Here is a 26,256-nt window from a genome sequence, read left to right as displayed (position 1 = left end):
TTGATTGTGGCCGTTTCGGTGTGGGTTATGGGTTCACGTCGAAACGGCCATAGATCGGCGTGCCATCGGTCAAATGCGCCTCAACAAAATCGGCGGTGCGGACAAACAAGGTTTGCCCATCGACCGTGTTGGTGAAGGTGCCCGTTGCACCAAAACCGTGGCCTGCACCGTTCACGGTGTACAGCGCGAAGGGGACCGCCACCACGTCCGCGGCATTGGTCAGATCTATGGCCTCTTGATAATCCACAGTTCCATCCGCGGTGCCGTGTAGGACCAAGAAAGGCGCTTCGCCCAATTCAAGGTTCTCATCGCCGAACAAACCGCCCCAGTAATCGATTACAACACTGGGGGCGGGGCGCTCAATGCCGAATTGGTTCAGCCCATAGCCCACGGTGAGCACTGTATACGCGCCCGCCGATGACCCCCAGTATGCGATCCTATCGGTGTTGACGCACAGTTCATTTTGATTGTCCTGGAGAAAGTTAAGCGCCAATATCGTGTCCTCAAAAGCTGAAAAAATGGCGTCAAGCCGCTCTTCGCTCGGATCAATCGTGCCGTCGGCAACACCTTGATCAAGGATGTCTTGATACACTGAGCCTGGGATCGGATCTTGTGGGTCGAGCCGATATTGGATCGAGACTACGTTGATTGAACGCGCAGTCATCTCCTCCGCTATGCTGGTGACGTTATCGCTGCGCTTGTTGCCGCCGACAAAGCCGCCGCCATGAACGAACACAACCGTCGGGCGGTTGGCGCTACAAGATTCATCGGGGGCGTACAGGTCCAGAAATAGTGGGATAGCGCCGCTTGCGGTCGCGCCTTCGCCGTACTGAATGTCGGATGTAACGATCACCGTGCTCGAGGTCGGCGTAGGAGTGGGAGTGGGTGTCGGAGTTGGAGAGGGTGTAGGACTTGGCGTTGGGGTTACAGCTGTTGGAGGCGTGTCATCGCCGCCGCCACACGCTGCAACGGCAAACGCCGCGGCGCCGCACATAAAATTTCGGGCGATTGCTTTACGTGTCATTCTTGGCTCCGCGATGCTTAAGCCTCGGCAATAGCGTAAATTTCGATCCCTCGCTGTATTGCATTGTCGCATGTTGTAATGGGCGCTTTGGGTCAGGAAATTTTTCGTGCCATGGCAACGAATTCGTCCACGCTGACTGTTTCTGCGCGGCGGGTTGGATCGATGCCAATTCCCTCAAGCGCATCCAGCGCGCCCGGCACGTTCTTTAGACTTTGGCGCAGCATTTTTCGCCGTTGGCCAAACGCGGCTTCGCTTAGTCGCTCCAACGCTTTTGCCGAAACGCCCACTGGAGCGATGTCTGGTGTTACGTGGACAATTGCGCTCATCACTTTGGGGGGCGGGGTAAAGGCGCTGCGATGGACCTTCATCGCCAACTTTGCAGTGCTGCGCCACTGCGCCAGCACGGCAAGTCGCCCATAGGCACCGCCGCCCGGTTTAGAAACAATCCGTTCGGCGACTTCGCGTTGGAACATCAATGTAAGGGACTGCCATTGCGGTGGCCATGGCGCTTTGCTGTCTTGGCCGCTCAACCACTTAACGAACAACGCGGTGCCGACATTGTAGGGCAGGTTGGATAGAATATGAAACGGCGCGCCGCCCATGATTTCGCCGTGATCCAACTTCATCGCATCGCCTTCGATCACAGTCAGTTGCGCGGGAAAAGCATCCGACAGTTCGGCCAAAGCGGGAAGACAACGGCTGTCCATCTCAATCGCTGTGACATTGGCACCCGCGCGCAGCAATGCGCGGGTCAATCCGCCGGGTCCAGGGCCCACTTCAAGGACATTGGCTCCGTTCAAATCGCCGGGAAGCGCAGCGATCCGGTCCAGCAATTGCTCATCGAGCAAAAAATTCTGACCCAACGCTTTTGATGCACTCAACCCGTGGGCCGCAATCGTTTCGCGAATGGGGGGTAAATCAACCATGCACGCCGCCATCCGATCGTGCAGAGGCGCATGCCGCAGCCATCTTAATCGCCGCGACCATTGCGCTGGAATCCGCGACACCCGATCCGGCAATATCAAACGCGGTTCCGTGATCCGGTGATGTCCGTACAATGGGCAGGCCCAGTGTGACGTTCACCCCTTCATCAAATTCTATCGCCTTGATCGGGATCAACGCTTGATCATGATACATGCACAGTGCGGCATCGTAAGTTTTCCGCATGCGGGGGTTGAACAATGCATCGCCGGGCACCGGGCCGACCGCTTCAATCCCCTCATCGCGCAAGGTCGCAATCGCGGGTTCGATGAAACGACCTTCTTCGTTGCCGAACTGTCCGCCTTCGCCAGAATGCGGGTTTAGTCCAGCGATCGCAATGCGCGGACGGTCGCACCCAAAATCCCGTTTGAGCGCGGCGGCGACAATGCGTGCTTTGTGGGTGATCAATTCGATCGAAATAAGCGCAGGCACGGCCGACAACGCCACATGAACCGTCAAAGGAACGGTGCGCAAAGTGGGTCCGGCGAGCATCATGACTGCGTCATCCGGCGCCATTCCGCACACCTGGGCCAAAAATTCGGTTTGACCCGGATATTCAAATCCGACGCGCGTCAATCCGGCCTTGCTGACCGGGGCGGTGACCAGCGCGGTGGCTTTTCCTTCGATCACGCACCGTGTTGCTTCGGCCAATGAATGCAAAGCGAGGGCAGCGCCTTCGTCACTGGGGGCACCGGGGGTGTAAGGGGCGTCCAACGCCTTCAAAACCGGCAATCCATCGACAAACGCGTCTGCCGCTTCTGATGGATCATTGATCGCTACAACGGGACAAGCAATTTCCGCTTGTTCCTCAGCCGTCGCCAAGCATTGCGCACCGCCCATGATGAAGAACGGAACGGATTGATCCTTCAATCGGCGATAGCTGTCCAGAATGATTTCCGGACCGATGCCGGCCGGGTCACCCAAGGCAATCGCCAAGGGTTTTTGATGCGTAGTTGTTGGCGGGAAGGTCACCGCGCGGGCTGCGTCAGTTGTATTCGATATAGGCGTCGTTGCGCAGATCACGCAGGTAACGCTGGGCACGCTTGTTGATGCGCTCCTCTTCGATCTGACGCATGACCGAATCGAATGTCGGCGCACCGGCATCTTCGGGCTCTTCGCGGCCACACAACATCAAGACGCGCACGCCATCGGCCGCACTGCCAAATGGTGGTGTGGTTTGGCCAACTTGCAGACCCAATAGGATGTTCTGCAATTGCTCAGGCAATTGGCTCGCTTGAATTTCATCGTTGGCAACGACGGTCGCGCCCAAGGCTTCTTGCGCACTTTCCGCATCGGAACAGCTGCGCAAAGCGCCGACGAAATTGGCAAAACGTTCAATCTCTGCGTTGGCGTCTTCGTCGCTTGTGCCCTGCGGGAAGGCGATAGAGATTTGCTTGAGGCTCAAAATCGCATCGCGAGGATCCGCGCCCAACACCTGCTGTTTGTCGATCAGATAAATGATGGTGAAGCCGCCCGGAATCTCGATCGGGCCAACCAATTGACCCGGCTGCATTTGGCGCACGGCATTCGCCATCGCCGCAGGAAGGGTTTCCAACCGCAAGAAACCGGTATCACCGCCGACGACCGCTGTGGTCGCTTCGGAAAACTGACGCGCATAAGCAACAAAGCTGCCGCCTTGCTCCAACTGTTGCATAACTCGCTGCATGTTTTGGAGAACCGCTTCGCGATTCTCGATCGTGGCGTTCATGTAAATCTCGCCGAGCCGATATTCATCGGTTCCGCGCGCTTCTTCGAGCCGGCGTAGAACTTCGTTCACTTCTTCGGCGGACACGTTGACGAATGGAGTGATGTTCCGGCGCAGGACGTTTTCCCATGCCAGCTCGCCCTCGATCTGACGTTTCAATGCAGTTGGTGAAGATCCGATAGCCGCAAGATATTCATCCATCCGTTCCGGGTTTTGGCCGAAGTTTTGCGCTGCCAATTGCTGGTATGTTTGTTCAACCTGACCGCGATCCGCAGGGATTTCCTGCGCCACGGCGGCTTGAATTTTCAACGTTTCGTCAATCAGATTGCGAAACACCTGCTGACGCAAACGTTGCAATTCGGCGTCTGACACTTCTGCGTCCGATGCGTTGGTGATCAAGGCAACGCGTTGATCGATATCGGTGCCGGTGATCACATATCCGTTCACAATCGCCGTTGCGGCACGATTGTCTGGGTTTTCACTCCCCAGAATTGTGAAGTTTTCAGGGATGCCCAAAGGGTTGTTGGATGTGGGAACGGCGGTGGTTTGCGCATGCGCAGGTGTATCCACTATCGGGGCAAGCGAGGCGATTGCCGCAAGGGCCATCAAGCCAGCCGCTCCGAAGAATACAGGTGTTTTCAAAAATGCCTTAGCCGTCACAATGGTAATCCCGAATTGTTGGTATTGGTGTCCAACGCGGCCCCTATCGCGTCAAACTGATTTTTGGCTGCTTAAGTCCTCGCCGCCATTAGCAATGTTTGCCTCAAAATCATACGTGATGCCGGGATAAACATAGCCGGCTGAACCCACGATGAGTTGAAGGTTTCGTGCCCTTTAACCGCTTTTGTCCGGTGTGCCAATTCGATCTGGTCGCTTTCTGGGGGAGGGGGGCTTATCGAAAGCCAAGATTGCGCAGGGCAAAGAACAATTGAAAACTGTTGCCGCGCTCCGCATCGCCTGCGCTGATGAAATCACGTCGCCAAGTCGCGCCGAATTCTATGCAATCATCGCTGTAGGCAATGCCCAATCGAGTGCGGATCGGTTCAAAACCATCGGGCGCAAAAACTGGATCTTCGGCGGCGCTGGTCAAGTTAAAGACGCCCGACCCAAAAACGGACCAATGGCGACCGATCGTGAAACGACCTGCAGCTCGGATTTCTTCGCGATCCTGCAAATCCTCGACCGTTTGAATGTCGCGGTTGAGGCGCAGATAACCGATCTCAAAATAGTTACGCTGTGACCCGATCGTGGCGTCGATCTCATTGCGACGAATGGCAAAGCTGTCTTTGTCGATACGGAACCGGTGGGTGAACGCCAGATCGTTGCGCAGCCTGATTTCTGTGCGTCCTACAAAGTCGGACACGCGTTCGGATAGGCCGGTGCCGTCCGGGAAAATCTCACGCTCTGCGGAAAAGCGGTAGGATTGCCCAATGTTGGTTTTGACGCGCAAACCCGGCTTGGTCAGTTCCCAATCGATGCCCCAGGTCACCCGCGTGCCGTCTTCGACGCGGTCATATCCGGGAAACCGGTTGAGCGCGAACAGGTTGGAATCTTCCAAATCAATCGCGCGGGCATCTTCGTTGGGCACGGCCAAATTGCGGATCGACGGCGTGGCGACGATCTGAACACGCGGTTTCAAGACTTGAGTCCCGCCAAATGCTTCGCCGACAAATGGCCATTCCAAATCAACAGCAGCGGTGGCGACGCCGCGCGCCGTCCACCCTTCGTTGCCCCGATACACTTGGGTTAGCGTCGAAAGGGTGTCGTTCGTGTTGTACACATCGCCGCGCACCAATCCTGTGACCGTGAGGACCTGACCCAACTCGGTAAGCCTGCGCATATCCCATCGAGCGCCGACAAACGCGCGCTGAGTGTCTTGTCCTTCATCGCGGATTAGGTTGAGCGTGTTGGCCTGCAATTGCACTTGCCCGCCCAAAACCGGGTCTTTCAAAATGCGGCGGTAATCAAGGGCAGGAATCGCGATCGGGATCTGGCCCTGATCTGCGTTGATTCGTAATGTTTGCGTCGCCCAACCGGCAATGCTCAGATACGAATTGTCATCAATCCGTTCTAGATTGATGGTCGACCGCAAACGATCATCGCGGCTCAAATCATACCGACGCAAAAAGGTCCGGTCGCTGGCCAAACGGATTGAGCCGGTCAGGCTCCATTCCGGCGACAGCAAGAATTTTCCGTTGGCAAACAAGTATCCGCGCGGGTCGCTTTGTGTGGTGGGCGTGGCGCCAAAATTGGAAACGCGGCGGCTGGACGTGGCGTAACCGGTGATTTGGTACGCGCCTTTCTCCGTCAAATGCCGCCATTGGGCGGTGACCATCGGAGCGACTTCGGTGTAGACCGATGCCCCAAGGGTTAGATCTTTGTTGTCGTCCAAGCGGAGGTAATATTCGCCGGAAACCTCCAATCCGTTGACCTGATCGAACCGGATATCGGGGACCAAAAATCCGCTTTCCGCGCGGCCATCGGTGCGAATGGCAAGGCCGGGCAAGGGCAGGATTCGCGCGCCGAACAATTCCAACACCGCGCCATCAAAACTAACACGCGCTTCATCGGGATCATACGTGACCCGGTCCGCTGTCACGCGCCAACTTGGTTCTTTATCGCACCCTTGTGCGTCGGTGATCGCGCAGGCCGAATAGGCCGCGTCGGTCAGCAACACTGTGCCATCTTCGCCGCGCTGTGCTGATCGTGCGGCCAATCGACCACCTTGGCGCAGAGCAAGGAGCAAATCGTCCATTGCCGCCGTTTCAAACCGGTCGTTCAATGTCAGGTTTTCAGTAAAAATCTGATTGCCGTTGGTGTCTACAAAGCGAACATTGCCCTGTGCGGTGATGACGCCGCTGTTTCGGTCCCACACAACCGCGTTGGACCGAACCGAGACATCCTCAGACCGCAGGATGACGTGGCCGCGCGCCGTTACGGTGTTTGCGGTGTTGTCATACGTAATTTGCTCGGCTTCGAACCCGATGCGTTCGCCTTGGTGTTCGGCGCGTTCATGCGCCACCGCGGGACCATCTGTTTCGGGTGCAATTGTCGTCGCAACCTCTGTCGATGCATCTTGCGCAGCGGCGGGAAACGCGCATCCCAACAAGGCAAGCGTAATCGCACCCAAACCCAAAGGGCTGGTCATGGGGCGCATAGTTGCACACATTCTCATTCGACCACTGACGCTGGAAACTCCCGACATGGCTTGCCTATTGCACCGCTCGCGCCTAATCGCAATCGCCATTCCCCGGGCGCAAATTGAACTCGGATCAAGCGTGAACAACGATGATCCCGAAATTGTCAAACAGTGACCCAAATTGCCGGCTGTGGTTTTACAGTCGATGAACATGTCGGAGTAAACATGCAGATCCTCTTCACCGATACCTCTCCCGTCAATGTCCGGCTTAACGCGCGGATCGTGAATCAAGGCGATGCTTTGAACGATCTCGACCCTGCTTTGGTTGATGGCGCGCCCGCTGCTCGATTCAAAGGTGGGCCGGGCCAAGTGTTTGAAGGGTTCGCAATGGACGCCGGTTCGTTGAAACGCATTGCTATCGCCGGCGCGGGAGAGCCCGACGCAGCAAAGCGGCGTTTGAACGTTGAACGCGCCGGTGCGGCGTTGGCGGCGAAATATCTGCGTTCGGGTGAAACCGACATGATTTTGGATCTGAGCCATGCCGATTTGTCCGGCGAAGAAGCAGCAGCGGTCTTGCTTGGCACGCGGCTTCGCAGTTGGGGATACGACGAGTATCGGACCAAGCTTGCGAAGGAAAAAACCATCTCCCTCGCAACTGTGCATGTCATGGGCGCGCCAGAGGGGACAGAGGCCGCATGGGAAACTGCAAAGGCCATCGCCACCGGGGTGGAATTCACCAAACGATTGATCACGCTGCCGGCGAACATTTTGTACCCTGAAAGCTTTGTCGAAGAATGCCAAAAAGCGTTCGATGGAACCGGGGCAAAGTTGACCGTCTTGGACGAAGACGAAATGGAAAAGCTGGGCATGGGCGCGCTTTTGGGCGTGGGCCAGGGCTCTGTACGTGCGTCGCGAATGCTGGCTATCCGTTGGGACGGTGGCACGCCGGATGAAAAGCCCACTGCTTTCGTAGGCAAAGGGGTCACATTCGATACTGGCGGCATTTCGTTGAAGCCGCCTCCCGGTATGGAAGATATGAAATGGGACATGGGCGGCGCGGGCGCTGTTGCGGGCGGCATGCTGTCGCTGGTCCTGCGCAAAGCAAAAGCGAATGTTGTCGCCGTTATGGGTCTGGTTGAGAATATGCCCGATGGCAACGCCCAACGCCCCGGCGATGTTGTTACCACCATGAGCGGTCAAACCGTCGAAGTGCTCAACACCGATGCCGAAGGTCGGTTGGTTCTTTGCGACGCGCTGCATTGGTGTCAGGAAGAATTTAATCCGGCTCGCATCGTGGATTTCGCAACGTTGACCGGCGCGATGATTATCGCGCTTGGCCACGAATATGGCGGCGTGTTCTCCAATGACGATGATCTTGCCGATCAATTGACTTCAGCCGGTGGGACAACAGGCGACAAACTTTGGCGTCTTCCGATTGGCCCGGCATACGATAAGCTGATCGATAGCCCGATTGCCGATATCAAGAATGTTGGCCCACGTCCGGCTGGATCGATCACCGCAGCGCAATTCCTGCACCGCTTCATCAAAAAGGGCACGCCGTGGGCTCACTGCGACATCGCGGGGATGGTCTTTTCGGATAAGCCGGGACACAGTTGGGATAAGGGTGCGACCGGTTATGGTGCACGCTTGATCGACCAATTTGTTGCCGACAACGCCGAAGGGTAAGGGCAAGTTGGGTCGTATGTGATGCCCAAAATGCGCAAGAAGTCGGATCTTCCATCGAAGATCTGTGAAACATGCGCGTTGCCGTTCACTTGGCGGAAAAAGTGGGAACGCGACTGGGACAATGTTCGCTATTGCTCTGATCGGTGCAAGCGGGGCAAGAAAGCGTCGGTATGAAAGTCGATTTCTGGCAACTATCCCGCGATCCGGTGGAAAAGGTCGTCGCTCTGATCGCGATGCGCGTTACCGATTCTGGCGATCGGTTGTTGATTGTCAGCAATTCTGCCGAACAACGCGAAGCGCTGTCGAGAGCGCTTTGGAAAGCAGGGCCGGACAGTTTCCTGGCTAATGGAACTATGTCTGATCCCGGCGCGGCGCATCAACCGATCCTGTTGTCTGACACGGTCCAGCCGCTGAATTCGGCCAGCCACGTGATCTTTGCGGACGGTGAATATCGCGATCCCACCGGTTTTGAACGTGCATTCTTGCTGTTCGATGATGCCACGGTTGATGATGCGCGCGGGACTTGGCGTTCGCTTGACGGTGCAGAAGGGTTGGAGCGGTCTTTCTTTCGGCAAGAAGGCGGGAAATGGGCTAAGATCGCCTGATTGCCTCGTAACAATAATTTGATTGGAGCCACTATGCGAAATTCTTCCATCATTTTTTTGAGCGCGTGTTCCATGGCGCTGACTGCTTGCGGTTCGGAGAATTCCGGCACGTTCACCACGGAAGACGGTGAAACGGGCGAATACACGATCGATCAAGACAGCGGTGCGGCCAGCATGACCATCGACACACCCGATGGTGAAGTCTCGATGCGCAGCGGCGCGGCGGTTGATGTCGACCTGCCTGATGGTTTTACGATCGTTGAAGGGGCCGAAGTTCTATCCACGACCATCATCGATCAGGCGGACAGCAAAGGCGCGCTGGTAACGTTCAACACCGATCGGACCCCAGATCAGGTTGTCGAACATTTTAGGGCCCAAGCGGAAGCAGCAGGCATCGACATTCAAATCGAGACCAGCATCAATGGCGGCCGGATGTTGGGTGGGGAAAGCCCATCGGGCACAACGTTTTCGATCACTGCGTACCCGGCCGGAGAAAATGGCGACGGTCGAACCAACGGACAACTGGTCCTAGCAAAGGGTGGATCGTAAAGACGAGTCCCTGATTTGGTGCCTTGATCCGGGGGGCTTTTGCCCGGAATAGCTAAAGCTTGAATTGCTGCGCTGCGACATGTAAGGGCGCGCCGGAAAACATCCCTTGCACGTTGGCCCAATGCACGCGCGCAAACTTCATCTAAACTAAGGAACACATCATGGCGGTTACCCGCACCTTTTCGATCATCAAGCCCGACGCCACGCGCCGCAACCTGACCGGTGCGGTCACCGCAATGCTCGAAGGCGCTGGCCTGCGCGTTGTCGCGTCAAAGCGTATTCACATGACCAAAGAACAAGCCGAAGGCTTCTACGCGGTTCACTCTGAGCGTCCTTTCTTTGGTGAATTGACTGAATTCATGATGAGCGAACCTGTGGTCGTTCAAGTTCTCGAAGGCGAAGACGCCGTGACTCGCAACCGCGACATCATGGGCGCGACCAACCCTGCGGACGCCGCCGAAGGTACGATCCGCAAGGAACACGCGCTTTCGATTGGCGAAAACTCGGTCCACGGTTCGGACAGCGACGAAAACGCCAAAATCGAAATCGACTTCTTCTTCTCGGCTGATGAAATCGTCGGTTAAGTCGATCTAGATCGATCAAATTATCGAATTGAAAGGGTCGCCCGCTTGGGCGGCCCTTTCTCGTTGGGGCTCAATTCTGCTGTTCGAACCGATCCATTTGCGACGCATGCGAGCGGTGATGACCGGTCTCGCTCGCCGTCATCATCGCGCGCATCGCGGTCAGCGCTTCGCTGCTTAGAGAGAGATCCAGTTCGCGGTATGTGCGCGCTATCTCACCCTCCCAGTCGGTATTCAGATCATCGAAATTTAGCCGTGCGACGGGCCCTTTCCACCCTTGCAACGCCGCCTCAATCTGGGCGTCGCGCAAGGTGATCTTATGCGCCCACAGAGCCTCGATTTGTGCCAGATCGCAACTGTTGGATTGGATCGCCATCTGGTTGGCTGCGAGCGATACCGCGCTGCGCAAAACCGCGGCATTGTCACGCTCCGCAATGACAAGGCGCGCGCCGGGATACATCGCCAACAACACGGCGAGGTCTTCGGAAAACTGCGGCGCTTTCATCACACGCGGCCGTGTCACTGTGCCTCTATGAAGGGAATCGGTGACCAATATTCGCCCAAATTCGCTGTAGATTGGGGTGGCATCGCGTGCTTCGCTAAATTCGGAGAAGCTCGGAATGCGCCATTGTGTTTCGTAGATCGAATGGTTGAGCGCGCCCGCAAGCCAAGCAAGCTCTTCCTCAATGGCTCCGCTGGCCATCGGATGGATGGATTGAAGCCACGGATTCAGCGCCCCCATCATAGTGAGATCAAGAGACCCCTTTAACCGCCGCAGTGTGAGATTGCCCGGCAATGGCCGCCACGCATCGCAATAACGAGTGTGCGAATGCGCCGGATCAGAGGCGAGCAGTTTGTGAATGCGTGTTGTGCCGCTGCGCATATGGCCAACCACCATGATAGGCAGTTCCATCAATTCCGCGTCGCGCGGAAACGGATTGGTTTCCCAATACGCGCCAAGGGCAAGGCGATTCCCGATCACTCGGATCAATTGCCCATAGGCCATAGCCTGTCCAAGTGGGTTGAGATCGGCTTCGGTCCGAATGGCCTCGGTTAGCTTTTCAAGCCTAAGGCGAAAATCAGTCACGTCGATCGATGATCGCCCGCCACTCTCAGCAAGCTTTGCCCGCTCTCCAAATGACTTTGCTGCCACCGCCCAAAGCTCATCTGGGTCTAGTGATGGGGTTGGCAGCCACCCGTTGTCCCACGCGCGGCCAAGAAATCGATTTGCCCGTTCGGCCCATATGCCGCGCGCGAGCGGATGAGGGCGATGCGGCGGCGTCTTCAAAACATATCCGCTGCATCAGTTAATTTGGTCAACCGTTTTGGCGCAACGGCGCGCCAGCTTCGTTCCAGCCATTCCGCTGCATGATCCCAATCAAAATCGGGACGATTGAGGATGAGCCCGACCCAACCGCTCGCCCCGTAAAATGCAGGTTTGTAATAGACGTCGGGCTGACCCTCGACCAGGTTCATCAATTCATCCATCCCGCTGGTTTTGACCAGCAAAGAGATGTGCTCGCTGCCATGGTGGCGGTCTGAGAAATACGCGAAGTATTTGCCCGTTTTCTCCGTCCCAACGCGAAATCCAAGGGAACCATGGCTCTCTCGCTCATGGGTTTCTGGAAGAGCGAGCGCGATCCCTTTAACCTTAGCCAAAAGGAAGCCGGGATCGGAACCGCGCGAAACATAGTCGGCAATGGCTCGCGGATAGAGTTGGTGTTCCGCCAATTTGACACGGCCACCGAGGCTTTCGGGCGTATCGCCCGGCGCAATCGCGACCTTGGCTTGAGCGAGCACATCTCCCGCATCCAATTCCGCCGTAACCACATGAACGCTGGCACCGGCATGGCTGTCGCCCGCTTCGATCGCGCGCGCAAAAGTGTCCAATCCCTTATATTTGGGCAGCAATGAAGGGTGGATGTTGAGGATCCGTTTGTCCCAGCGTTTGACGAATCCTTCCGACAAAATCCGCATATATCCGGCCAAAACTATGAATTGAGCACCGGCATCGAGAGCGGCCGCCTCCATCGCGGCGTCTTGCACTTCGCGGCTGTGCCCTTTGTGCGAATGCGCGTAGGTTGGAATACCCTCCAATTGTGCCAATGCTAGCCCGGCGGCATCGGGAGTGTTGCTGGCGACAAGGACAATTTCAAACGGTGAATCGGGCAAACGGCTGGCATAGAGGATGGCGGCCATGTTGGTGCCACCGCCCGATATAAAGACCGCAATTTTCGCTCGATCAGCCAAGGTGCGTAGCGTCCCAGTCGGCGGTGGCGGACCAAGTCCCTTGGCTACCGCGGACGGTGCAACCGCGTTCTCCTTCGACGATCTTTCCGACTTGGTAAACTGTCTCTCCGGCCGCTTCCAATCGAGACGTGATCTCGGATAGATCCGATTGCGCCACGGCCAAAACCATGCCGACGCCGCAATTGAATGTGCGGGCCATTTCGGCCGGTTCGATGTGGCCTTGTGCTTGGAGGAACGCCATCAATCGAGGCTGTTCCCACAAATCGGCATCGACTTGTGCATGGGCACCTTCGGGCAAGATTCGGGGCAGGTTTTCCAATAAGCCGCCGCCGGTAATGTGCGCCAATCCGTGGATCAATCCCTCGCGAATCAACGGTAATAAGCTCGCGACGTAGATGCGGGTCGGTTCGATCAATGCGTCGATCAACAAGCGGTCGGCATCAAACAAAGCGGGGCGGTTCAACTTCCAACCTTTGTCCGCCGCCAAACGACGCACCAATGAATACCCGTTGGAATGAACGCCAGAACTGGCCAATCCGATTAGGACATCGCCCGGTGCGACCGCCTCGCCGGTAAGTTGTTGGCCGCGTTCGACCGCGCCAACACAAAATCCGGCCAAGTCATAATCGCCATCGGCATACATGCCCGGCATCTCGGCGGTTTCCCCACCAATCAACGCACATCCCGCCTGCTTACAGCCTTCTGCAATGCCCGCGACGACGCGGGTCGCAACGCCGTTTTCCAGTTTGCCGGTTGCAAAGTAATCCAGAAAGAACAGCGGTTCGGCGCCCTGAACGATCAAATCGTTGACGCACATGGCGACCAGATCGATGCCCACAGTGTCGTGACGGTCATGTTCGATTGCCAATTTTAGCTTGGTACCCACCCCATCATTGGCGGCCACGAGAAGCGGATCGTTATAGCCGGCGGCTTTTGGATCAAAGAATCCGCCAAATCCGCCCAGCTCGCTGGTCGCGCCTGGACGGGCTGTGGCTTTGGCGAGCGGGGCAATCGCTTTGACCAGCGCATTGCCGGCATCGATCGAAACACCGGCATCGGCGTAAGTGTATGGTGATTTTGTGTTGGTCATGTTGGCCGGTTTAGCCATTCAGGCTTTTAATTCCACTCGCCATTGGGCAAAGGACGGTAAGATTTCCCCGATGACAACGATGTCTGCCCTTTCTGGCCCGAATTTGAGCGCCCTTCGACCCACAAATAGAGGTCTGCGTTGGCTTTTGGCCGCGATTCTGGCGCTTGGTTTGCTTGGTGGAGGCTATGCTTTGGTCTTGGCACAGGTTGCTGGCGACCGGGGAATCGCCCCAACCGCATCCAGCGCCGACATCGAAGTGCGTGGAATTGAAGTGGATGTACGCGCCGAAAGCGGCGTTGCTGCGCGCAATCTGGCATGGCGTCAGGCGCAAAGAGAGGCGTGGCGCCGGGTCGGCGGGCCTGCCATCGCGGATGGACAATTGTCTGCCATGGTGTCGGCCATTGTTATTCAGCGCGAACGGGTTGGCCCCAAACGATACGTGGCGACTTTGGGTGTCACCTTTGATCGACAACGTGCTGGCCGATTCTTGGGCGGGGCATCGCGTTCACGTTCTTCGGCGCCGATGTTGTTGATCCCTGTCACCGCAAGCGCCGGAGCGTACACCGCATTCGAAGTTCGCAATCCGTGGCAACGTGCATGGGCCGCCTTCAATCCAGGCACCAGCCGGATCGACTATGTCCGTCCTACCGGTGCTGGGGGCGATTCGCTGTTGTTGAATTACGGCCAGGCCGGCCGCCGCAGTCGCGCATGGTGGCGCACGACCCTCGACCAATACAGCGCAGCCGACGCTTTGGTGCCGATTGCACGGTTGGAACATCAATTCCCCGGTGGCCCGATCAAAGGGACATTCACCGCGCGATATGGACCGGATTCCAAAGTTCTCGAATCGTTTGAGATGGAAGCGAACGGCCCCGGTCAGCTCACCGATATGCTGGGTGAGGCGGTTGATCGTATGGATCGCATTTATGAACAAGCACTGGTGGATGGGCAATTGCAGCCCGATCCCACGCTGCGGTTGGGCGGATCGGGTGAAGTGGATCCGGCTATTGCGCGCTTGATTGAAATTGGCCGCGCCATTCGTTCGCGTGACGCAGCGGTCGCCGCCGCAGAAGAGGCGGCGCGTGCGGCGCCAACGCCTATCGCGCCAACCGCCCAACCGACACAGGCACCCGCCGTGGTCCGCAGCTATACTGTGCAATTCGCAACGCCCGATCCGGCAACGTTTGATGCAACTCTCACCGCTGTGCGCCAAACTTCGGGCGTGCGCGGGGTTGCTGTGACCAGTACGGCGATGGGTGGCACATCGGTGATGAGCGTCAGTTACGGCGGAGAATTGCCTGAATTGGCGGCGGCGTTGCGCGGGCGTGGATTTGCGGTGCGTGAGGGCGCCAATGCGCTCGCCATCTCACGCTAAAGTCGGGCGTGTCGCGCATGCCTAATTCTGGTCAATCCAATCCGGTTCAGACGGCCTTGCCATTGGCACCAGGCGGCACGAATGGTGCGCGCCGCATAGTGATCGGCGGCGCCAATGCTGGTGTTATCGACGCCCTGCGCACGCCGGAATCTTGGCCGTTTCACACCGCGATCCTAACCGGGCCGCCGCGATCCGGAAAATCATTGATAGGGCGATGGGCCGCGTCGGAGGGAATCGATGTGATCGACGGCGCGGATGCATTGGAAGAGGCAGACGTGTTTCACCGATGGAACGCTGTGCAAAAAGGTGGTTCGCGCGGGGATAGGGCATTGTTGTTGATCGCGGATAAGACGCCGTGGGAAATCTCTCTTCCCGATCTTAAATCCCGATTGGGCGGATCGCTGCATCTTGCGATTGATGAACCCGATGATGCGATGGCCGCGTCTTTGATTGAAAGTCATGCAGAGGCAAGGGGCCTTTCTTTGGCCGAAGGGGCAGCCGATTATCTGGTTCCGCGCACTGTGCGCAGCTTCGCAAGTTTGGAAGCCCTTGTCGAAGCGATTGATCGCATCAGCCTTGAACGACAGGCGCCTGCCACCATGTCAGTGTGGAGAGCGGCTTTGGAAGCGGTTCAAGGGCCAGAGCAGAGCAAGCTTTTGTAGCGGCCCTATACGCTCAGATTTGCAATTCACCGGATTTGGTGGGAGAATTTGAAAATGTTCGAACGGCTGACCGGCTATCTGGATTCCATCAAGGCGCGCGATCCCGCGCCGCGGTCACGCTGGGAAATCTTGCTTTATCCTGGCGTTTTGGCGCTGGGCTTCCATCGAATGGCGCATTGGTTTTTCAACGCGAAAATGTTCTTTATCGCGCGGTTTATCAATCATTTGAGCCGTTTGTTGACAGCAATCGATATTCATCCCGGCGCAAAGATCGGCAAAAATTTCTTCATCGACCATGGTTTTACGGTGATCGGGGAAACGGCCGAGATCGGCGACAATGTCACTATTTATCAATGCGTCACATTGGGCGGAACCAACCCGACCAACGGGGAAGGCGGCAAACGTCACCCGACATTGGAAGACAATGTGATCGTTGGTTCGGGTGCGCAGATTATCGGCCCAATCACGATGGGTGAACGCGCCCGGATCGGTGCCAATGCCGTGGTTATGGAAGATGTGCCAAGCGGCGCGACCATGGTCGGCTTCAAAGCTCGTTCGACATTGGTGCCAGCCGAAGAATGGATCAAAGAATTCATCCCATACGGCACAACGCCGGATTGTGAAGACGCCGACGGCAATCGCATCGATTGCATCGAAAAACTCGAAGGCGAATTGGCGCAATTGCGCGCTGAGATTGTCGAGATAAAGGCTGCATCACGCGCCGCGTCGACCGGCCCATCGCAAGAACCGGCACAAGCCTCGCTTGATCTGACGAAGAAGAGCGGGACAGGCGCCTGATGAGCGGATCGAACGGGGCCAACAAAGGGCCCGGCAATGGCGCTGCCAACCGATCTGGCAGAGCAGGGCAGGTGCTGTCCTTTCCCGGTCACGCGCCCGCACAGGTTGGGTTCGAACGCCAAGAGCTGCAACGCATTCTCGATCTTTATGGCCGTATGGTCGCAGCTGGGGAATGGCGCGATTACGCGATGGATTTTGATAAGAACGCCGCCAGCTTTGCAGCGTTTCGCCGCACCGCCGAACGTCCCAATGCTCGGGTCGAAAAACGCCCGTCTCTGAGAAATCGGCAGGGCATGTACACCCTATTTGGTGAACACGGTCAGGTTCTGAAACGAGGGTCCGATCTTGCCAATGTCCTTGCGCCGATGGAACGCAAATTGGTCAAAGCGGTCGATTGATAAATCAACCGACCGCGTAAGCACATCAATCCAATCTTACCCTTAGGCTGGCGTTGGTTCAGCCGCTTGGGGAATCGTATCTTCGGTGGCAGGCAATTTCGCTCGGATTGTGTCCGGTAGCGCCCCCACAACTGTTCGACGGATGGGTTGCCAGAACGCCGACAGGCTAAGCAGCGCAGAGCCGATGACCAGCGCGGTTAGTGCAAAGCCCAATTCAACCGCGCCAAATTCACGGAACAAGAATGTGAGCGCGAAGAGCACATAGACCAAAGCCGAAACCAACAATGCGCGGCGATCAATCGCCAAGGCGACAAGACCAAATCCAACATAGACCGCCAGAACGCCAATCGCCGCTCCAACTCCCAAATTGTCGCCTTCGGTCACACCGAGCAGCGCAAAGATTGGGTGCGCGATCATCGGGGCTGCTAAAAGGTGGAGCCAGAATGCGACATCGCTACGCCGGGTGATGCGTTCACGATCTGAAATGTCCCAACGCATGGCAAACGCCCAAACACACAGACCGGCGACAAAGACGAGGCCAAGGACAACCTCAGCTTCGATGCTCTCAGGGCCAATGGCTGCAATAATCAATCCGACAATGGTACCTGCAATCCCCGCAGCACCCGCTGCGACGGTGATAGGCACCATGAAACGACGCCAGTGGATATAAGCTGCCCCGGCAGCAACCAATGCCGCTAGGGAGATCATCACAGCGCCAACGGTGTCATTGCCGTCCAATGCCAAAGTCATTCCCACACCGGTCACGGTGAAGAAAACACCACCAACAAAGGCGAGAAGCAATATGATTGAGGGTAGTGCCATCCGACGTTTGCGAGTGAAAAATTCAGTCAACGGCCAGGCAGTCGCAGCGACGAACAATCCTGCAAACGCCATGCTCCATACTTCGTTCAACCATTCAGCCGCGTTGCGGGCCTCTGATTCCGCTTGGGATGGGGTACCGACCCGTTCGTAGAACTCAAAATACGATTCCACTGGGGCGATCATACCGGCAATCGCCTGGCCAATCGCGCCAACGGCGACCAGCAAAATGATTACGCCAATGCTGACGAAAATGTCATTGAAGCTGTTGATGAGGCGAAAGTTTTCTTCCGATCCGCGCGGCATATCGCGGACTTTACTCATATGACTGCGGAAACCGGATGCGGCCTCCGCGCTCAACGCCCCTGCGGCAACGGCGGAATTGATATCGTCTTCGCTGTACATCGTGGTCTCTCCCAGATTGCGGGAGAAACTAGGTTAGGTGTATTACTGTGTCAATACGCCGTGCAACCGGTGGAGTTTTCTCCGCCCACTGCGTAACCTGTACACGCCGGGGCGGGCTACTCAAATGTGCCCAAATCGGTGACGCCCTCTTTTTGTCCGACGGTGACCATTTTGACCGTTCGGATTAGGAAAAACGCTGCGCCGCTTGTCAACAAATTGCCGCATATTACCAAGACCAAGGTCCCCCAGAACGGCGTGGTTATATAAAGGCCGGGGGTGACCTCAACCAAAGTCGTGTAAGCCAGGAACGTTCCGATCAACATCGATCCCAACCAGCATCCCCACCATGAAAAGACGTCTTGGACATCGGCCTCGGCCAATTCCTCAGGCTCACCGGTGCTGCGATTGGCCAATTCCCGCATGGCGCGGAACGGTACAAATAGGTTGGCAATAGGGACGAGTATACTGAGCGTTGCCCAAGCAGGCGCGTAATTGAGACCATTCAGCCCCGCTTTGTGCAGGTTTGAATGCGCCAGATATATCCACACCAACACCGCGATGATTGACGGTAAGAACGCAAGCCAGCCGATCGCGGCTGCGAAGCCGGATGTTACGGCCATCCAAGGAGATTCGGCGAGCTGTGTGTAGGCCACCAACCAAACCGCGTTGAAAAACGCCGCGATTCCTGTCGCAACAACCACGACCCACCCAAAAATGGTCACGGCAAGCGCAGGAATGCGCAAATTATCAGCTTTCATGTCAACAGCCCCCAGTGTCCGTCCGCTCACTACACAGGCAAACGACCCCAACGCAATTCTGCGCAAGAGCGGCCAAATTGCAAGCATGTTGTGCGACAGTTTTGTGCGCAAGCCTCTGTAATAACGGCAATGTGCGCGGACGCATCGATGCCGTAAACCTTGTTTAGGGTGGAGTCTTTGAAGTGCGTTGTTTGCGCAAAAGGATGATCAGCAGACCCAATCCAACCACCCCATCAAAGCCCGCGCATAGTGGAGGGTACCAATCAGCAACCCCGGTATGCGGACCCCACACGGCATCATACATGCCATGAAAGAAGATCGCGATGCCGATGCTGGGCAGCCATTTTGTCATGGCAAATTGAGTCAGGCCCAAAACGGTAAACGCAATGACCGTTTCAAGCGCAACAGCTCCCAATGACCCCGTCACGAGGCGCGCCCCAATGTAAATCGACAGCATCGCACAGAGCGCGATAAACCCTTGCATCGCAAGCGCTTTCGCCGGCCATCTTGCAAAAAGAGCGAGCAACAGTCCCCCGCTGCCCGCTCCAAATGCGGCTGCTAGCCAATATTCTGACATAGCCAAACTATCGCATAACGCGCGGTTATCCGCGCGCGCTTCCCGGGCCAGTGCCGGTGACTTTTTGCATCGCTTTCAAGATGTTGCCCGATTGCTCGCTGCCCGATTGAGGAGCGACGAGGTTGCTGAAGGAATTGATGTCATCCCAACGGTCAGCAAAACCTTCAACGGTGCGCTCTTCATCGGTGAGCCACACAGCGTCGTTCATGACGGTCCATGAAGAGTGGAAACCGCCTGCGCCGGCGCCAACGATGGCGTTGGTCGGGCTGTCTTCGCTGACGAGGTAAAGCGCAGCAGGAACCACATTTTCCGGTGCGAACAATTTGAAGGCTTCTTCTGGGAAGAGGTCTTCGGTCATGCGCGTGCCGGCCACTGGTGACAAAGAGTTGCAACGGATGTTGTACTTTGCGCCTTCGAGTTGAAGCGTTTTGGTCAATCCAGCGAGGCCCAATTTCGCCGCGCCATAGTTGGCTTGGCCAAAGTTGCCGAACAGGCCGGTGGACGAAGCGGTCATAAGAACGCGGCCATAGGCTTGCTCACGGAAGGTTTCCCAGCATGCCTTGGTGACAAAAGCTGAACCGGTCAGGTGAACTTTAAGAACGAGTTCAAAATCGTCCGGGGTCATTTTGTGGAATGTCTTATCGCGTAGAATACCAGCGTTGTTGATGAGAACGTGCACGCCGCCCCATTTTTGCTTGGTGTCGGCGACCATCTTTTCCATTTGGTCGTATTCGGTAACGCTGCCGCCGTTTGCGATCGCTTCGCCGCCGGCTTTTTCGATTTCGGCCACGACTTCTGCTGCGGCGTCGGATGTGCCAGTGCCATCACGGGCACCGCCAAGATCGTTCACGACAACTTTCGCGCCGCGCTTTGCCAATTCGATGGCATAAGCCCGGCCAAGGCCGCCGCCGGCACCAGTGACGATGGCGACTTTGTCTTTAAAGGAGATGCTCATGGGGTGTTATCCTTTCCGTCTGTTTGTTCTTTTGATGCGTATCCCGTTTACGGAAACGTCAATATGTGGGCGCTGGGTGACACTTTCTCTGCTGCGTTGCAACAGCGGGATGTGTCTTACCGCCATGCCGTAGGGGCAGGTAAGCGGTTAAAGGCCTTCTAAGGCAGAAATAAGCCCGTCGAGCGAATCAATCACCGCGTCTCCGCCCAATTCATGCGGGGGCTTGTCACAATAGCCATAGGCCGCGGCAATCACTGGGACGCCCGCTGCGCGCGCTGCTCTGACGTCGTAAGTGCTGTCACCGACAAACGCGAATGTGCCGCCTCCGCATCGCGCGCGCGCCTCTATCAAGGGATCGGGGTGCGGCTTTGAAAGGTATTGGCCATCCGCGTTCTTACCCATGGAATCGCCACCGATCACCGTTTCGAACGGCTCGATAAAATCGATCTGGGTTAGAATGGACCGGGCGAAGTCTTCAAATTTGTTCGTGACGACCGCGACTTTAACCCCGCGCGATTTCAATTCGGCGACCGCTTCGCGAGCATGGGGGTATGGGGCTGAATGCACCGCATTGTGTTCGGAATAATAGGCCAGCATCTTTTTGTAGAGCGCCTTGAATTCGTCTTTGGGGAGACCGCCTTGCGCCTCAATCGCTTGCGACAGCATGATCTTGGCACCGCCACCGATCAAATCTTTGCTGGTCCCGACCGGAACCGGTTTGAAACCGCCCTGTTCAAGCGCATAGTTCACCGCAGCGCCCAAATCCCGAAAAGTGTCGAGTAAGGTGCCATCGAGGTCAAAGCCGACCGCATCAAAAGGAAAATCCGTCATGGATGCATCGGTTGGGCCAAGGTTCTTCATTCTGCAAGCATTTGCTGGCAAGGGTCGAACAAATTAAAGGAACACCATGACCGAATTTGCCGCCATCATCCTTGCCGCGGGTAAGGGCACCCGTATGAAAAGCGACCTGCACAAAGTGCTGCACCCGATCGCGGGTAAAGCGATGTTGCTGCATTTGTTGGACAGCTTTGCCGAATTGAACCCGCAACGGACCGTTGTCGTGGTCGGCGACCGACGGGAACAAGTCGATGCCGCAATCGAAGGGCGCGATGTCGTCAGCGCGCTACAAGATCCACAACATGGTACCGCCCATGCTGCATTGCAGGCGCGCGATGCCTTGTCTGGCTTCACCGGCAATGTGTTGGTGACATTTGGTGATGTGCCGATGGTTCGCGCCGAAACAGTGCGCAAATTGACCTCTGCGTTGGACGACGGCGCGAAGGTTGCGGTTCTTGGTTTCCGCCCCAACGATCCTTTGGCCTATGGCCGCATTGTTGCCGATGAAGATGGCACAGTGACAAAGATGGTGGAATTTAAAGATGCGAACGCAGAGGAACGCGCGGTCAATCTGTGCAATTCCGGCCTGATCGTGGCGCATTCCGACGACATGTGGCCTTTGTTGGACGCGGTGGACAACAACAATGCTCAGGGCGAATATTACCTCCCCGATGTCGCCACCGGCGCCATTGCACGCGGTGATCGCGTTGTGGTGGTGGAATGCGATGCGGATGAAGTGGCGGGCATCAACAGCCGATCCGAATTGGCCGGGGCAGAGCAGCGATGGCAGGCCGCCCGCCGCGAAACGGCGATGGCGGACGGCGCGACGTTAAAGGCGCCCGACACTGTTTTCTTTAGCCACGACACGGTGTTGGGCCGCGATGTCACGGTTGAACCGCATGTTGTTTTTGGCCCCGGCGTCACTGTCGCCGATGGGGTCCACATCAAGGCCTACACCCATCTGGAAGGCGCCAGCCTTTCTTCCGGCGTCCAAGTGGGTCCCTTCGCTCGCCTGCGCCCGGGCGCTGTTCTGGAAGAGAACAGTTTTGTCGGCAACTTTGTTGAGATCAAGAAAGCGACCCTGGGCAAAGGGGCAAAGGCGAGCCACCTTTCCTACATTGGCGATGCGACCGTCGGTGCGGATGCGAATATCGGTGCAGGCACGATCACGTGCAATTACGATGGATATTTCAAGTATCAAACCGTGATCGGAGAACGCGCGTTTATCGGGTCTAATTCCGCCTTGATCGCGCCGGTAACGATCGGCGCCGATGCGATTGTCGCCGCGGGCTCCGCCGTTAGCCGTGATGTCGGCGCCGGTGATTTGCGCATGGTCCGCAGCGAACAGGCGGTCAAACAAGGGTGGGCCGATCGTTTCCACGACGCGATGAAGAAAAAGAAAGCGGCGGCCAAAAAGAACGCGCCCTAGAAAGGCTGATCACCAGAACGCCAAAAACCGCGACAATCGGACGGCCATCGTGCGCCTGATGATGTTGAAGACAGCTGCATCCGGGAACCAATTGCGCGCGTAATTGCTAATACCACACAGCAATTGAGGACGTGCGATATGGGTATTGGCAAATGGATGGTAGCGGGCATTGGTCTCGCGGCGATCGGCAGTGTGTTGGCGAATGGCCAAAATCGCAGCGGTTCAGAACGAGACGGCGAAGAGCCGGCCTATGATGTGGTCCTATCCGAAGACGCTTTTGAGCTGCGCAAATATGCGCCGATGATCGTTGCGGAAGTAACCCACACCGGCAGTCGCCGCCGCGCTAGCGGGGCGAGCTTTCGACGGCTTGCTGCGTATATCTTTGCCCAAGACCGACCCGCGGGCGGCGAACGGATCGCCATGACAGCGCCGGTTATCCAAGAGCGCGTCGATCAAGAGATCGTGGATCAGGATCAAGCGATCGCGATGACGGCACCCGTTATTCAACAAGAAACGAGCGATGACCAATGGCGCATGCGGTTCGTTATGCCGGCGCGTTTCACGATGGAAACATTGCCCAAACCCCCATCAGATATCACGTTGACCCAAGTGCCCACCCGACAAGTTGCGACCGTTCGATTCAGCGGCGTGGCCCGAAACAACGATTGGGCGGTTATGGAGGCGATGTTGATCGATTGGGTGGCCGCGCAGGATTTAATCGCGGTTGGCGGAATCGAATACGCGTCCTACGATTCGCCTATGGTGCCAGGACGTTTCCGGCGCAACGAAGTGCTGATCGAAGTGACCCCAGAGTAGGTCGGTAAGACCGGTCGGGCAGGAGGGAGCTAGAACCACTCCGATCAGCGGGTACCTCAGTTTATGCTTGTGTCAGGCGTCTTCCATTGAAGGCATGTGGTTGATACCTGCACGTGAGGTTACGTTGTATTCTCGTTCCCATTCTTCAAATTCACTGCGGCTCAATAGATAGCGATCGCGCGCTTCGTGAAAGCTGATGGCGCGGTCGTGCACGGCGCGGACGACGTCCGCTTTGCGGGTGGCTGACCAATGAACCTTGTGGCTCTTGGGTAGGCCATATCGTTTGATGGCATCGGCGATCGAAATGTCGCGGGGGTAGGCCATTTTCGTCTCCATATTGTTGGTTTCATGTCGGTTCTGCGACCCTGTTGAAGCCAAATTCACGCTCGAAGACTTAATTCCGTCCTAGCAAACATTGTTAATTTCGAATTGAGTACGCCCCCCGTGGCTCACTTGCGGTGAAGCGAGCGGAAACTGTCGGATTGCTTTACGCAGAGCCAATTTTTCGCAGAACTCGCGCCTTCTCCCAACAAAAAAGGCGACCGATAAACGGCCGCCTTTCGTGTCTTAGATCGGATGCAGCGCAGGTATTGCACCCGCGCTTGGTTGGATCATTCGTCCATCAATTGCTGCATAAGATAGACATATTGCAACGCCTGAATCTTTGCTCGCTGTTCGTTGTCCACCCCGCCGGAATGGCCACCTACGGTGTCTTCGAAATAGTAGTAATCGTGGCCTTGTTCTTTGAACTTCGCCGCCCCTTTGCGTCCGTGGGCCGGATGGGTCCGATCATCGGCGGTTGATGCCCATAGGAACGGCGTAGGGTAATCCACGCCTTCCTCGATCATTTGATAGGGAGAATATCCATCGATCCATGCGCGTTGTTCCGGAATGCGTGGATCGCCATATTCCCCGATCCATGACGCGCCGCGACCAATGAGGTGATAACGGACCATATCGAACAACGGCACCTGAACGATGGCGGCGTTGAACAATTCCGGTCGTTGGGTGATGGCGGTGCCAACCAACAAACCGCCTTGTGAGCCGCCCTGAACGCCGAGGTTTTGCGGTGATGTGTATCCACGTTCGGTTAGATCTTCGGCAACCGCGATAAAGTCATCCCATGTCCGCTGCTTGTTCTCTCTAATGGCGCTTTGATGCCAGCTCGGCCCAAATTCACCGCCGCCGCGCAGGTTGGCCAGAACATAGGCGCCGCCGCGTTCCAACCACATCTTGCCTGTCGTCGCGAGATAAGAGGGCAACAGCGCGCTTTTAAACCCGCCATAGCCGTACAACAATGTTGGTGTGTTGCCGGTCAATTGCGCCCCCTCGGGCTTTACAATGAAATATGGGATTGCCGTGCCATCCGCACTGATCGCTTCGTGCTGTTCAACCTCCAACCCGCTGGCATCAAACCGTGTCGGCGATGTTTTAAGGACCGTTGGCGCGCCCGATCCATCGGCATAATACAGGGTCGTCGGCTCCAAAAAGCCGGTGACCGTGTACATAATTTGATCGCTTTCATCGGATGATGCCGCGATGCCGACTGTTGCATTGTCAGGCAGATCAACCTCGCTGCTGACCCATGCGCCGCCTTCTGCATTGTCTTCGAAGTTGAAGCGAAGGACTTTGCCGATGACATTGTCGAGCATTACAACAAACAAAGCATTGGCTGTGATGGCGCCGCCGCGTTTGGTTTGGCGGTCTTGGGGAGCCCAGACCAATGTTTTGGCCGCGCCGTTGGGGTCGGCCTTCCATTCTTCTAAGTCTACAGCGATCAAACTGTCGGCGGGGAAGGTTTGGCCATCAACCTCCCAATCAACATCGGTCGAAAACAGAAGATGCCCATCAACGATGCCATACGGTCCAGCCTTCTTGGGAAGGTCAAGAACCACCCATTCGCCGTCCACTTCGACCGAAAATTCGCGTTCATGAAACGAAATGCCGCGATATCCGATCCGCGCGTGGATCACATCATCGCTGTCGCGCAGCAAATACGCACCAGCGGAGACATCGGTCGGCGATCCTCGGAACAATTCCGGCGCATCGGCAATATCGGTCCCACGTTTCCATACGCGCGTGGTGAATGGATATTCGCTTTCTGTAAGCGTCCCTTCGCCAAAGTCGCGGCCGACCAGCAACGTGTCTTTGTCGACCCAACTGACGCCGCCTTGGCTTTTTTCGGATAATTCAAACCCGCCTTCGATGAATTGTCCGGTGGCGGTGTCAAATTCGCGCAGGATGGTGGCATCCTCACCGCCATCCGAAAGGGCGATCATGCAACGGTTCATCGCAGGCGGTAGGCAGGATGATCCTTTGTAGACCCATTCCATGCCGTCCGCTTCTGCCAGAGCATCAACATCCAAAACCGTTTCCCATTCCGGGGCGTCGGTTTGATAGCTTTCCAACGTTGTGCGCCGAACCAATCCCTTTGGATTGTCCTTGTCTTGCCAGAAATTGTAGAGGCCATCGGGGCGAAAGCTGACATATGGAATGCGATCTTCGCTGTCGTAAATGGCAAGCGCTTCGGCCTTCAGCGTTTCAAATCGCGGGTCGGCCTCCAACACGCCTAAAGTGCGGGTGTTTTCCGCTTCGACCCATGCCAAAGATTCATCACTGCGGGCTTCTTCTAGCCAGATATATGGATCTTGTTCGGGGCCGGGGATGGGTGCCTGTGCCGGAGTTTCGGCATGACCATCGGCGGATGCGGGCGTTCCTGCAACGACCGTCATAGCGGCAGCCAATGCGGCAGAAATTGCGAGTGTTGAGACAAGTTTCAAATGTCCTCTCCTTTGGGGGCAATGGAGGAGAGTGTGA

The 26,256-nt window shown here is 56.6% G+C and carries 26 protein-coding genes; 11 read left to right on the top strand and 15 right to left on the bottom strand.

Going from position 1 to position 26,256, the window contains the following annotated elements; translation table 11 throughout:
- Window positions 1-25: 25 nt before the first annotated feature.
- The 5 genes from BQ8290_RS04585 to BQ8290_RS04560 all read right to left on the bottom strand — a co-directional run bounded on the left by BQ8290_RS04585 (window position 26) and on the right by BQ8290_RS04560 (window position 6,858).
- The gene (locus BQ8290_RS04585; protein WP_337661010.1) at window positions 26-1,024 is read right to left on the bottom strand and encodes an alpha/beta hydrolase; all 999 of its coding nucleotides are present in this window, start codon (window positions 1,022-1,024) and stop codon (window positions 26-28) included.
- A 92-nt stretch (window positions 1,025-1,116) separates the two neighbouring features.
- The gene (gene rsmA / locus BQ8290_RS04575; protein ID WP_108788030.1) at window positions 1,117-1,950 is read right to left on the bottom strand and encodes a 16S rRNA (adenine(1518)-N(6)/adenine(1519)-N(6))-dimethyltransferase RsmA; all 834 of its coding nucleotides are present in this window, start codon (window positions 1,948-1,950) and stop codon (window positions 1,117-1,119) included.
- Window positions 1,943-2,977 carry a 4-hydroxythreonine-4-phosphate dehydrogenase PdxA gene (pdxA, locus tag BQ8290_RS04570; RefSeq protein ID WP_108788028.1) on the bottom strand — a complete coding sequence of 345 codons (1,035 nt, stop codon included), beginning with the start codon at window positions 2,975-2,977 and terminating at the stop codon, window positions 1,943-1,945. Before pdxA ends, rsmA begins: the two co-directional genes overlap by 8 nt.
- 13 nt (window positions 2,978-2,990) lie before the next feature.
- Window positions 2,991-4,316 (bottom strand): peptidylprolyl isomerase, encoded by a 1,326-nt coding sequence (locus BQ8290_RS04565; protein WP_108791899.1) that lies wholly within the window; start codon window positions 4,314-4,316, stop codon window positions 2,991-2,993.
- Window positions 4,317-4,602: 286 nt separating this feature from the next.
- A complete protein-coding gene (locus tag BQ8290_RS04560; RefSeq protein WP_337661008.1) occupies window positions 4,603-6,858 on the bottom strand; it encodes an LPS-assembly protein LptD in 2,256 nt (751 codons plus the stop codon).
- A 216-nt stretch (window positions 6,859-7,074) separates the two neighbouring features.
- Here BQ8290_RS04560 and BQ8290_RS04555 point away from each other — a divergent pair, with 216 nt between their 5' ends.
- The 5 genes from BQ8290_RS04555 to ndk all read left to right on the top strand — a co-directional run bounded on the left by BQ8290_RS04555 (window position 7,075) and on the right by ndk (window position 10,273).
- Window positions 7,075-8,535, top strand: coding sequence for a leucyl aminopeptidase (locus tag BQ8290_RS04555; protein ID WP_108791897.1), 1,461 nt, complete (start codon window positions 7,075-7,077; stop codon window positions 8,533-8,535).
- Between the two features lie 21 nt (window positions 8,536-8,556).
- Entirely contained in the window at window positions 8,557-8,709 is a 153-nt protein-coding gene (locus BQ8290_RS04550; RefSeq protein ID WP_108788024.1) for a DUF2256 domain-containing protein, read from the top strand.
- On the top strand, window positions 8,706-9,140 hold the full coding sequence (locus BQ8290_RS04545) for a DNA polymerase III subunit chi (RefSeq protein ID WP_108788022.1): 435 nt from the start codon (window positions 8,706-8,708) through the stop codon (window positions 9,138-9,140). Before BQ8290_RS04550 ends, BQ8290_RS04545 begins: the two co-directional genes overlap by 4 nt.
- 72 nt (window positions 9,141-9,212) lie before the next feature.
- Window positions 9,213-9,689 (top strand): hypothetical protein, encoded by a 477-nt coding sequence (locus BQ8290_RS04540; protein WP_337661007.1) that lies wholly within the window; start codon window positions 9,213-9,215, stop codon window positions 9,687-9,689.
- 161 nt (window positions 9,690-9,850) lie between these two features.
- Window positions 9,851-10,273 carry a nucleoside-diphosphate kinase gene (gene ndk, locus BQ8290_RS04535; RefSeq protein ID WP_108788019.1) on the top strand — a complete coding sequence of 141 codons (423 nt, stop codon included), beginning with the start codon at window positions 9,851-9,853 and terminating at the stop codon, window positions 10,271-10,273.
- Window positions 10,274-10,343: 70 nt separating this feature from the next.
- On the opposite strand, the gene BQ8290_RS04530 is transcribed toward ndk, so the two are convergent.
- The 3 genes from BQ8290_RS04530 to purM all read right to left on the bottom strand — a co-directional run bounded on the left by BQ8290_RS04530 (window position 10,344) and on the right by purM (window position 13,610).
- Entirely contained in the window at window positions 10,344-11,423 is a 1,080-nt protein-coding gene (locus BQ8290_RS04530; protein WP_337661006.1) for a sulfotransferase, read from the bottom strand.
- Window positions 11,424-11,554: 131 nt separating this feature from the next.
- Entirely contained in the window at window positions 11,555-12,520 is a 966-nt protein-coding gene (purN, locus tag BQ8290_RS04525; RefSeq protein ID WP_108788015.1) for a phosphoribosylglycinamide formyltransferase, read from the bottom strand.
- A complete protein-coding gene (purM, locus tag BQ8290_RS04520; RefSeq protein WP_108788013.1) occupies window positions 12,513-13,610 on the bottom strand; it encodes a phosphoribosylformylglycinamidine cyclo-ligase in 1,098 nt (365 codons plus the stop codon). Before purM ends, purN begins: the two co-directional genes overlap by 8 nt.
- 70 nt (window positions 13,611-13,680) lie before the next feature.
- On the opposite strand from purM, the gene BQ8290_RS04515 reads away from it, so the two are divergent.
- Genes BQ8290_RS04515 through BQ8290_RS04500 form a run of 4 tightly spaced genes read left to right on the top strand, consistent with a single transcriptional unit; the run spans window position 13,681 to window position 16,843 of the window.
- Entirely contained in the window at window positions 13,681-14,985 is a 1,305-nt protein-coding gene (locus BQ8290_RS04515; RefSeq protein WP_337661005.1) for a heavy-metal-associated domain-containing protein, read from the top strand.
- A 17-nt stretch (window positions 14,986-15,002) separates the two neighbouring features.
- A complete protein-coding gene (locus BQ8290_RS04510; protein WP_108791895.1) occupies window positions 15,003-15,647 on the top strand; it encodes an HdaA/DnaA family protein in 645 nt (214 codons plus the stop codon).
- Window positions 15,648-15,701: 54 nt separating this feature from the next.
- Window positions 15,702-16,445 (top strand): serine O-acetyltransferase EpsC, encoded by a 744-nt coding sequence (gene epsC, locus BQ8290_RS04505; RefSeq protein ID WP_108788009.1) that lies wholly within the window; start codon window positions 15,702-15,704, stop codon window positions 16,443-16,445.
- The gene (locus BQ8290_RS04500; protein ID WP_108788007.1) at window positions 16,445-16,843 is read left to right on the top strand and encodes a DUF2794 domain-containing protein; all 399 of its coding nucleotides are present in this window, start codon (window positions 16,445-16,447) and stop codon (window positions 16,841-16,843) included. The genes epsC and BQ8290_RS04500 overlap by 1 nt, the downstream gene beginning before the upstream one ends.
- Window positions 16,844-16,885: 42 nt before the next feature.
- On the opposite strand, the gene BQ8290_RS04495 is transcribed toward BQ8290_RS04500, so the two are convergent.
- The 5 genes from BQ8290_RS04495 to BQ8290_RS04475 all read right to left on the bottom strand — a co-directional run bounded on the left by BQ8290_RS04495 (window position 16,886) and on the right by BQ8290_RS04475 (window position 21,188).
- On the bottom strand, window positions 16,886-18,067 hold the full coding sequence (locus BQ8290_RS04495) for a hypothetical protein (protein WP_108788005.1): 1,182 nt from the start codon (window positions 18,065-18,067) through the stop codon (window positions 16,886-16,888).
- Between the two features lie 116 nt (window positions 18,068-18,183).
- Window positions 18,184-18,825 (bottom strand): DUF4328 domain-containing protein, encoded by a 642-nt coding sequence (locus BQ8290_RS04490; RefSeq protein ID WP_337661004.1) that lies wholly within the window; start codon window positions 18,823-18,825, stop codon window positions 18,184-18,186.
- 163 nt (window positions 18,826-18,988) lie between these two features.
- On the bottom strand, window positions 18,989-19,309 hold the full coding sequence (locus tag BQ8290_RS04485; RefSeq protein WP_337661003.1) for a hypothetical protein: 321 nt from the start codon (window positions 19,307-19,309) through the stop codon (window positions 18,989-18,991).
- A 118-nt stretch (window positions 19,310-19,427) separates the two neighbouring features.
- Window positions 19,428-20,357: an SDR family NAD(P)-dependent oxidoreductase gene (locus tag BQ8290_RS04480; RefSeq protein ID WP_108788000.1), complete on the bottom strand. Its 930-nt coding sequence runs from the start codon at window positions 20,355-20,357 to the stop codon at window positions 19,428-19,430.
- 147 nt (window positions 20,358-20,504) lie between these two features.
- A complete protein-coding gene (locus BQ8290_RS04475; protein WP_108791893.1) occupies window positions 20,505-21,188 on the bottom strand; it encodes an HAD-IA family hydrolase in 684 nt (227 codons plus the stop codon).
- A 76-nt stretch (window positions 21,189-21,264) separates the two neighbouring features.
- Here BQ8290_RS04475 and glmU point away from each other — a divergent pair, with 76 nt between their 5' ends.
- Entirely contained in the window at window positions 21,265-22,623 is a 1,359-nt protein-coding gene (glmU, locus tag BQ8290_RS04470) for a bifunctional UDP-N-acetylglucosamine diphosphorylase/glucosamine-1-phosphate N-acetyltransferase GlmU (protein WP_108787998.1), read from the top strand.
- Window positions 22,624-22,761: 138 nt separating this feature from the next.
- On the top strand, window positions 22,762-23,439 hold the full coding sequence (locus BQ8290_RS04465) for a heme-binding protein (protein ID WP_108787996.1): 678 nt from the start codon (window positions 22,762-22,764) through the stop codon (window positions 23,437-23,439).
- 72 nt (window positions 23,440-23,511) lie between these two features.
- On the opposite strand, the gene BQ8290_RS04460 is transcribed toward BQ8290_RS04465, so the two are convergent.
- Window positions 23,512-23,763, bottom strand: a complete 252-nt coding sequence (locus BQ8290_RS04460) for a DUF1153 domain-containing protein (RefSeq protein WP_108791891.1) — start codon at window positions 23,761-23,763, stop codon at window positions 23,512-23,514.
- A 287-nt stretch (window positions 23,764-24,050) separates the two neighbouring features.
- Entirely contained in the window at window positions 24,051-26,219 is a 2,169-nt protein-coding gene (locus BQ8290_RS04455; protein WP_337661002.1) for a prolyl oligopeptidase family serine peptidase, read from the bottom strand.
- Between the last annotated feature and the right edge of the window lie 37 nt (window positions 26,220-26,256).

Source organism: Erythrobacter sp. Alg231-14, assembly GCF_900149685.1.
Classification (GTDB): Bacteria; Pseudomonadota; Alphaproteobacteria; order Sphingomonadales; family Sphingomonadaceae; genus Erythrobacter.
The sequence above is the reverse complement of the archived record's forward strand: the minus strand, read 5'-3'. Positions and strand labels throughout refer to the sequence as shown.

Coding starts and splice junctions, on each gene's coding strand:
- BQ8290_RS04500 (WP_108788007.1), top strand. CDS start 16,445: ATGAGCGGATCGAACGGGGCCAACAAAGGGCCCGGCAATGGCGCTGCC.
- BQ8290_RS04480 (WP_108788000.1), bottom strand. CDS start 20,357: ATGAGCATCTCCTTTAAAGACAAAGTCGCCATCGTCACTGGTGCCGGC.
- purM (WP_108788013.1), bottom strand. CDS start 13,610: ATGACCAACACAAAATCACCATACACTTACGCCGATGCCGGTGTTTCG.
- epsC (WP_108788009.1), top strand. CDS start 15,702: ATGTTCGAACGGCTGACCGGCTATCTGGATTCCATCAAGGCGCGCGAT.
- BQ8290_RS04585 (WP_337661010.1), bottom strand. CDS start 1,024: ATGACACGTAAAGCAATCGCCCGAAATTTTATGTGCGGCGCCGCGGCG.
- BQ8290_RS04540 (WP_337661007.1), top strand. CDS start 9,213: ATGGCGCTGACTGCTTGCGGTTCGGAGAATTCCGGCACGTTCACCACG.
- BQ8290_RS04545 (WP_108788022.1), top strand. CDS start 8,706: ATGAAAGTCGATTTCTGGCAACTATCCCGCGATCCGGTGGAAAAGGTC.
- BQ8290_RS04550 (WP_108788024.1), top strand. CDS start 8,557: ATGCCCAAAATGCGCAAGAAGTCGGATCTTCCATCGAAGATCTGTGAA.
- BQ8290_RS04565 (WP_108791899.1), bottom strand. CDS start 4,316: ATGGCCCTTGCGGCAATCGCCTCGCTTGCCCCGATAGTGGATACACCT.
- BQ8290_RS04490 (WP_337661004.1), bottom strand. CDS start 18,825: ATGAAAGCTGATAATTTGCGCATTCCTGCGCTTGCCGTGACCATTTTT.
- BQ8290_RS04460 (WP_108791891.1), bottom strand. CDS start 23,763: ATGGCCTACCCCCGCGACATTTCGATCGCCGATGCCATCAAACGATAT.
- BQ8290_RS04555 (WP_108791897.1), top strand. CDS start 7,075: ATGCAGATCCTCTTCACCGATACCTCTCCCGTCAATGTCCGGCTTAAC.
- BQ8290_RS04560 (WP_337661008.1), bottom strand. CDS start 6,858: ATGACCAGCCCTTTGGGTTTGGGTGCGATTACGCTTGCCTTGTTGGGA.
- BQ8290_RS04495 (WP_108788005.1), bottom strand. CDS start 18,067: ATGTACAGCGAAGACGATATCAATTCCGCCGTTGCCGCAGGGGCGTTG.
- BQ8290_RS04475 (WP_108791893.1), bottom strand. CDS start 21,188: ATGACGGATTTTCCTTTTGATGCGGTCGGCTTTGACCTCGATGGCACC.
- BQ8290_RS04485 (WP_337661003.1), bottom strand. CDS start 19,309: ATGCAAGGGTTTATCGCGCTCTGTGCGATGCTGTCGATTTACATTGGG.
- glmU (WP_108787998.1), top strand. CDS start 21,265: ATGACCGAATTTGCCGCCATCATCCTTGCCGCGGGTAAGGGCACCCGT.
- BQ8290_RS04515 (WP_337661005.1), top strand. CDS start 13,681: ATGACAACGATGTCTGCCCTTTCTGGCCCGAATTTGAGCGCCCTTCGA.
- rsmA (WP_108788030.1), bottom strand. CDS start 1,950: ATGGTTGATTTACCCCCCATTCGCGAAACGATTGCGGCCCACGGGTTG.
- BQ8290_RS04510 (WP_108791895.1), top strand. CDS start 15,003: ATGCCTAATTCTGGTCAATCCAATCCGGTTCAGACGGCCTTGCCATTG.
- ndk (WP_108788019.1), top strand. CDS start 9,851: ATGGCGGTTACCCGCACCTTTTCGATCATCAAGCCCGACGCCACGCGC.
- BQ8290_RS04465 (WP_108787996.1), top strand. CDS start 22,762: ATGGGTATTGGCAAATGGATGGTAGCGGGCATTGGTCTCGCGGCGATC.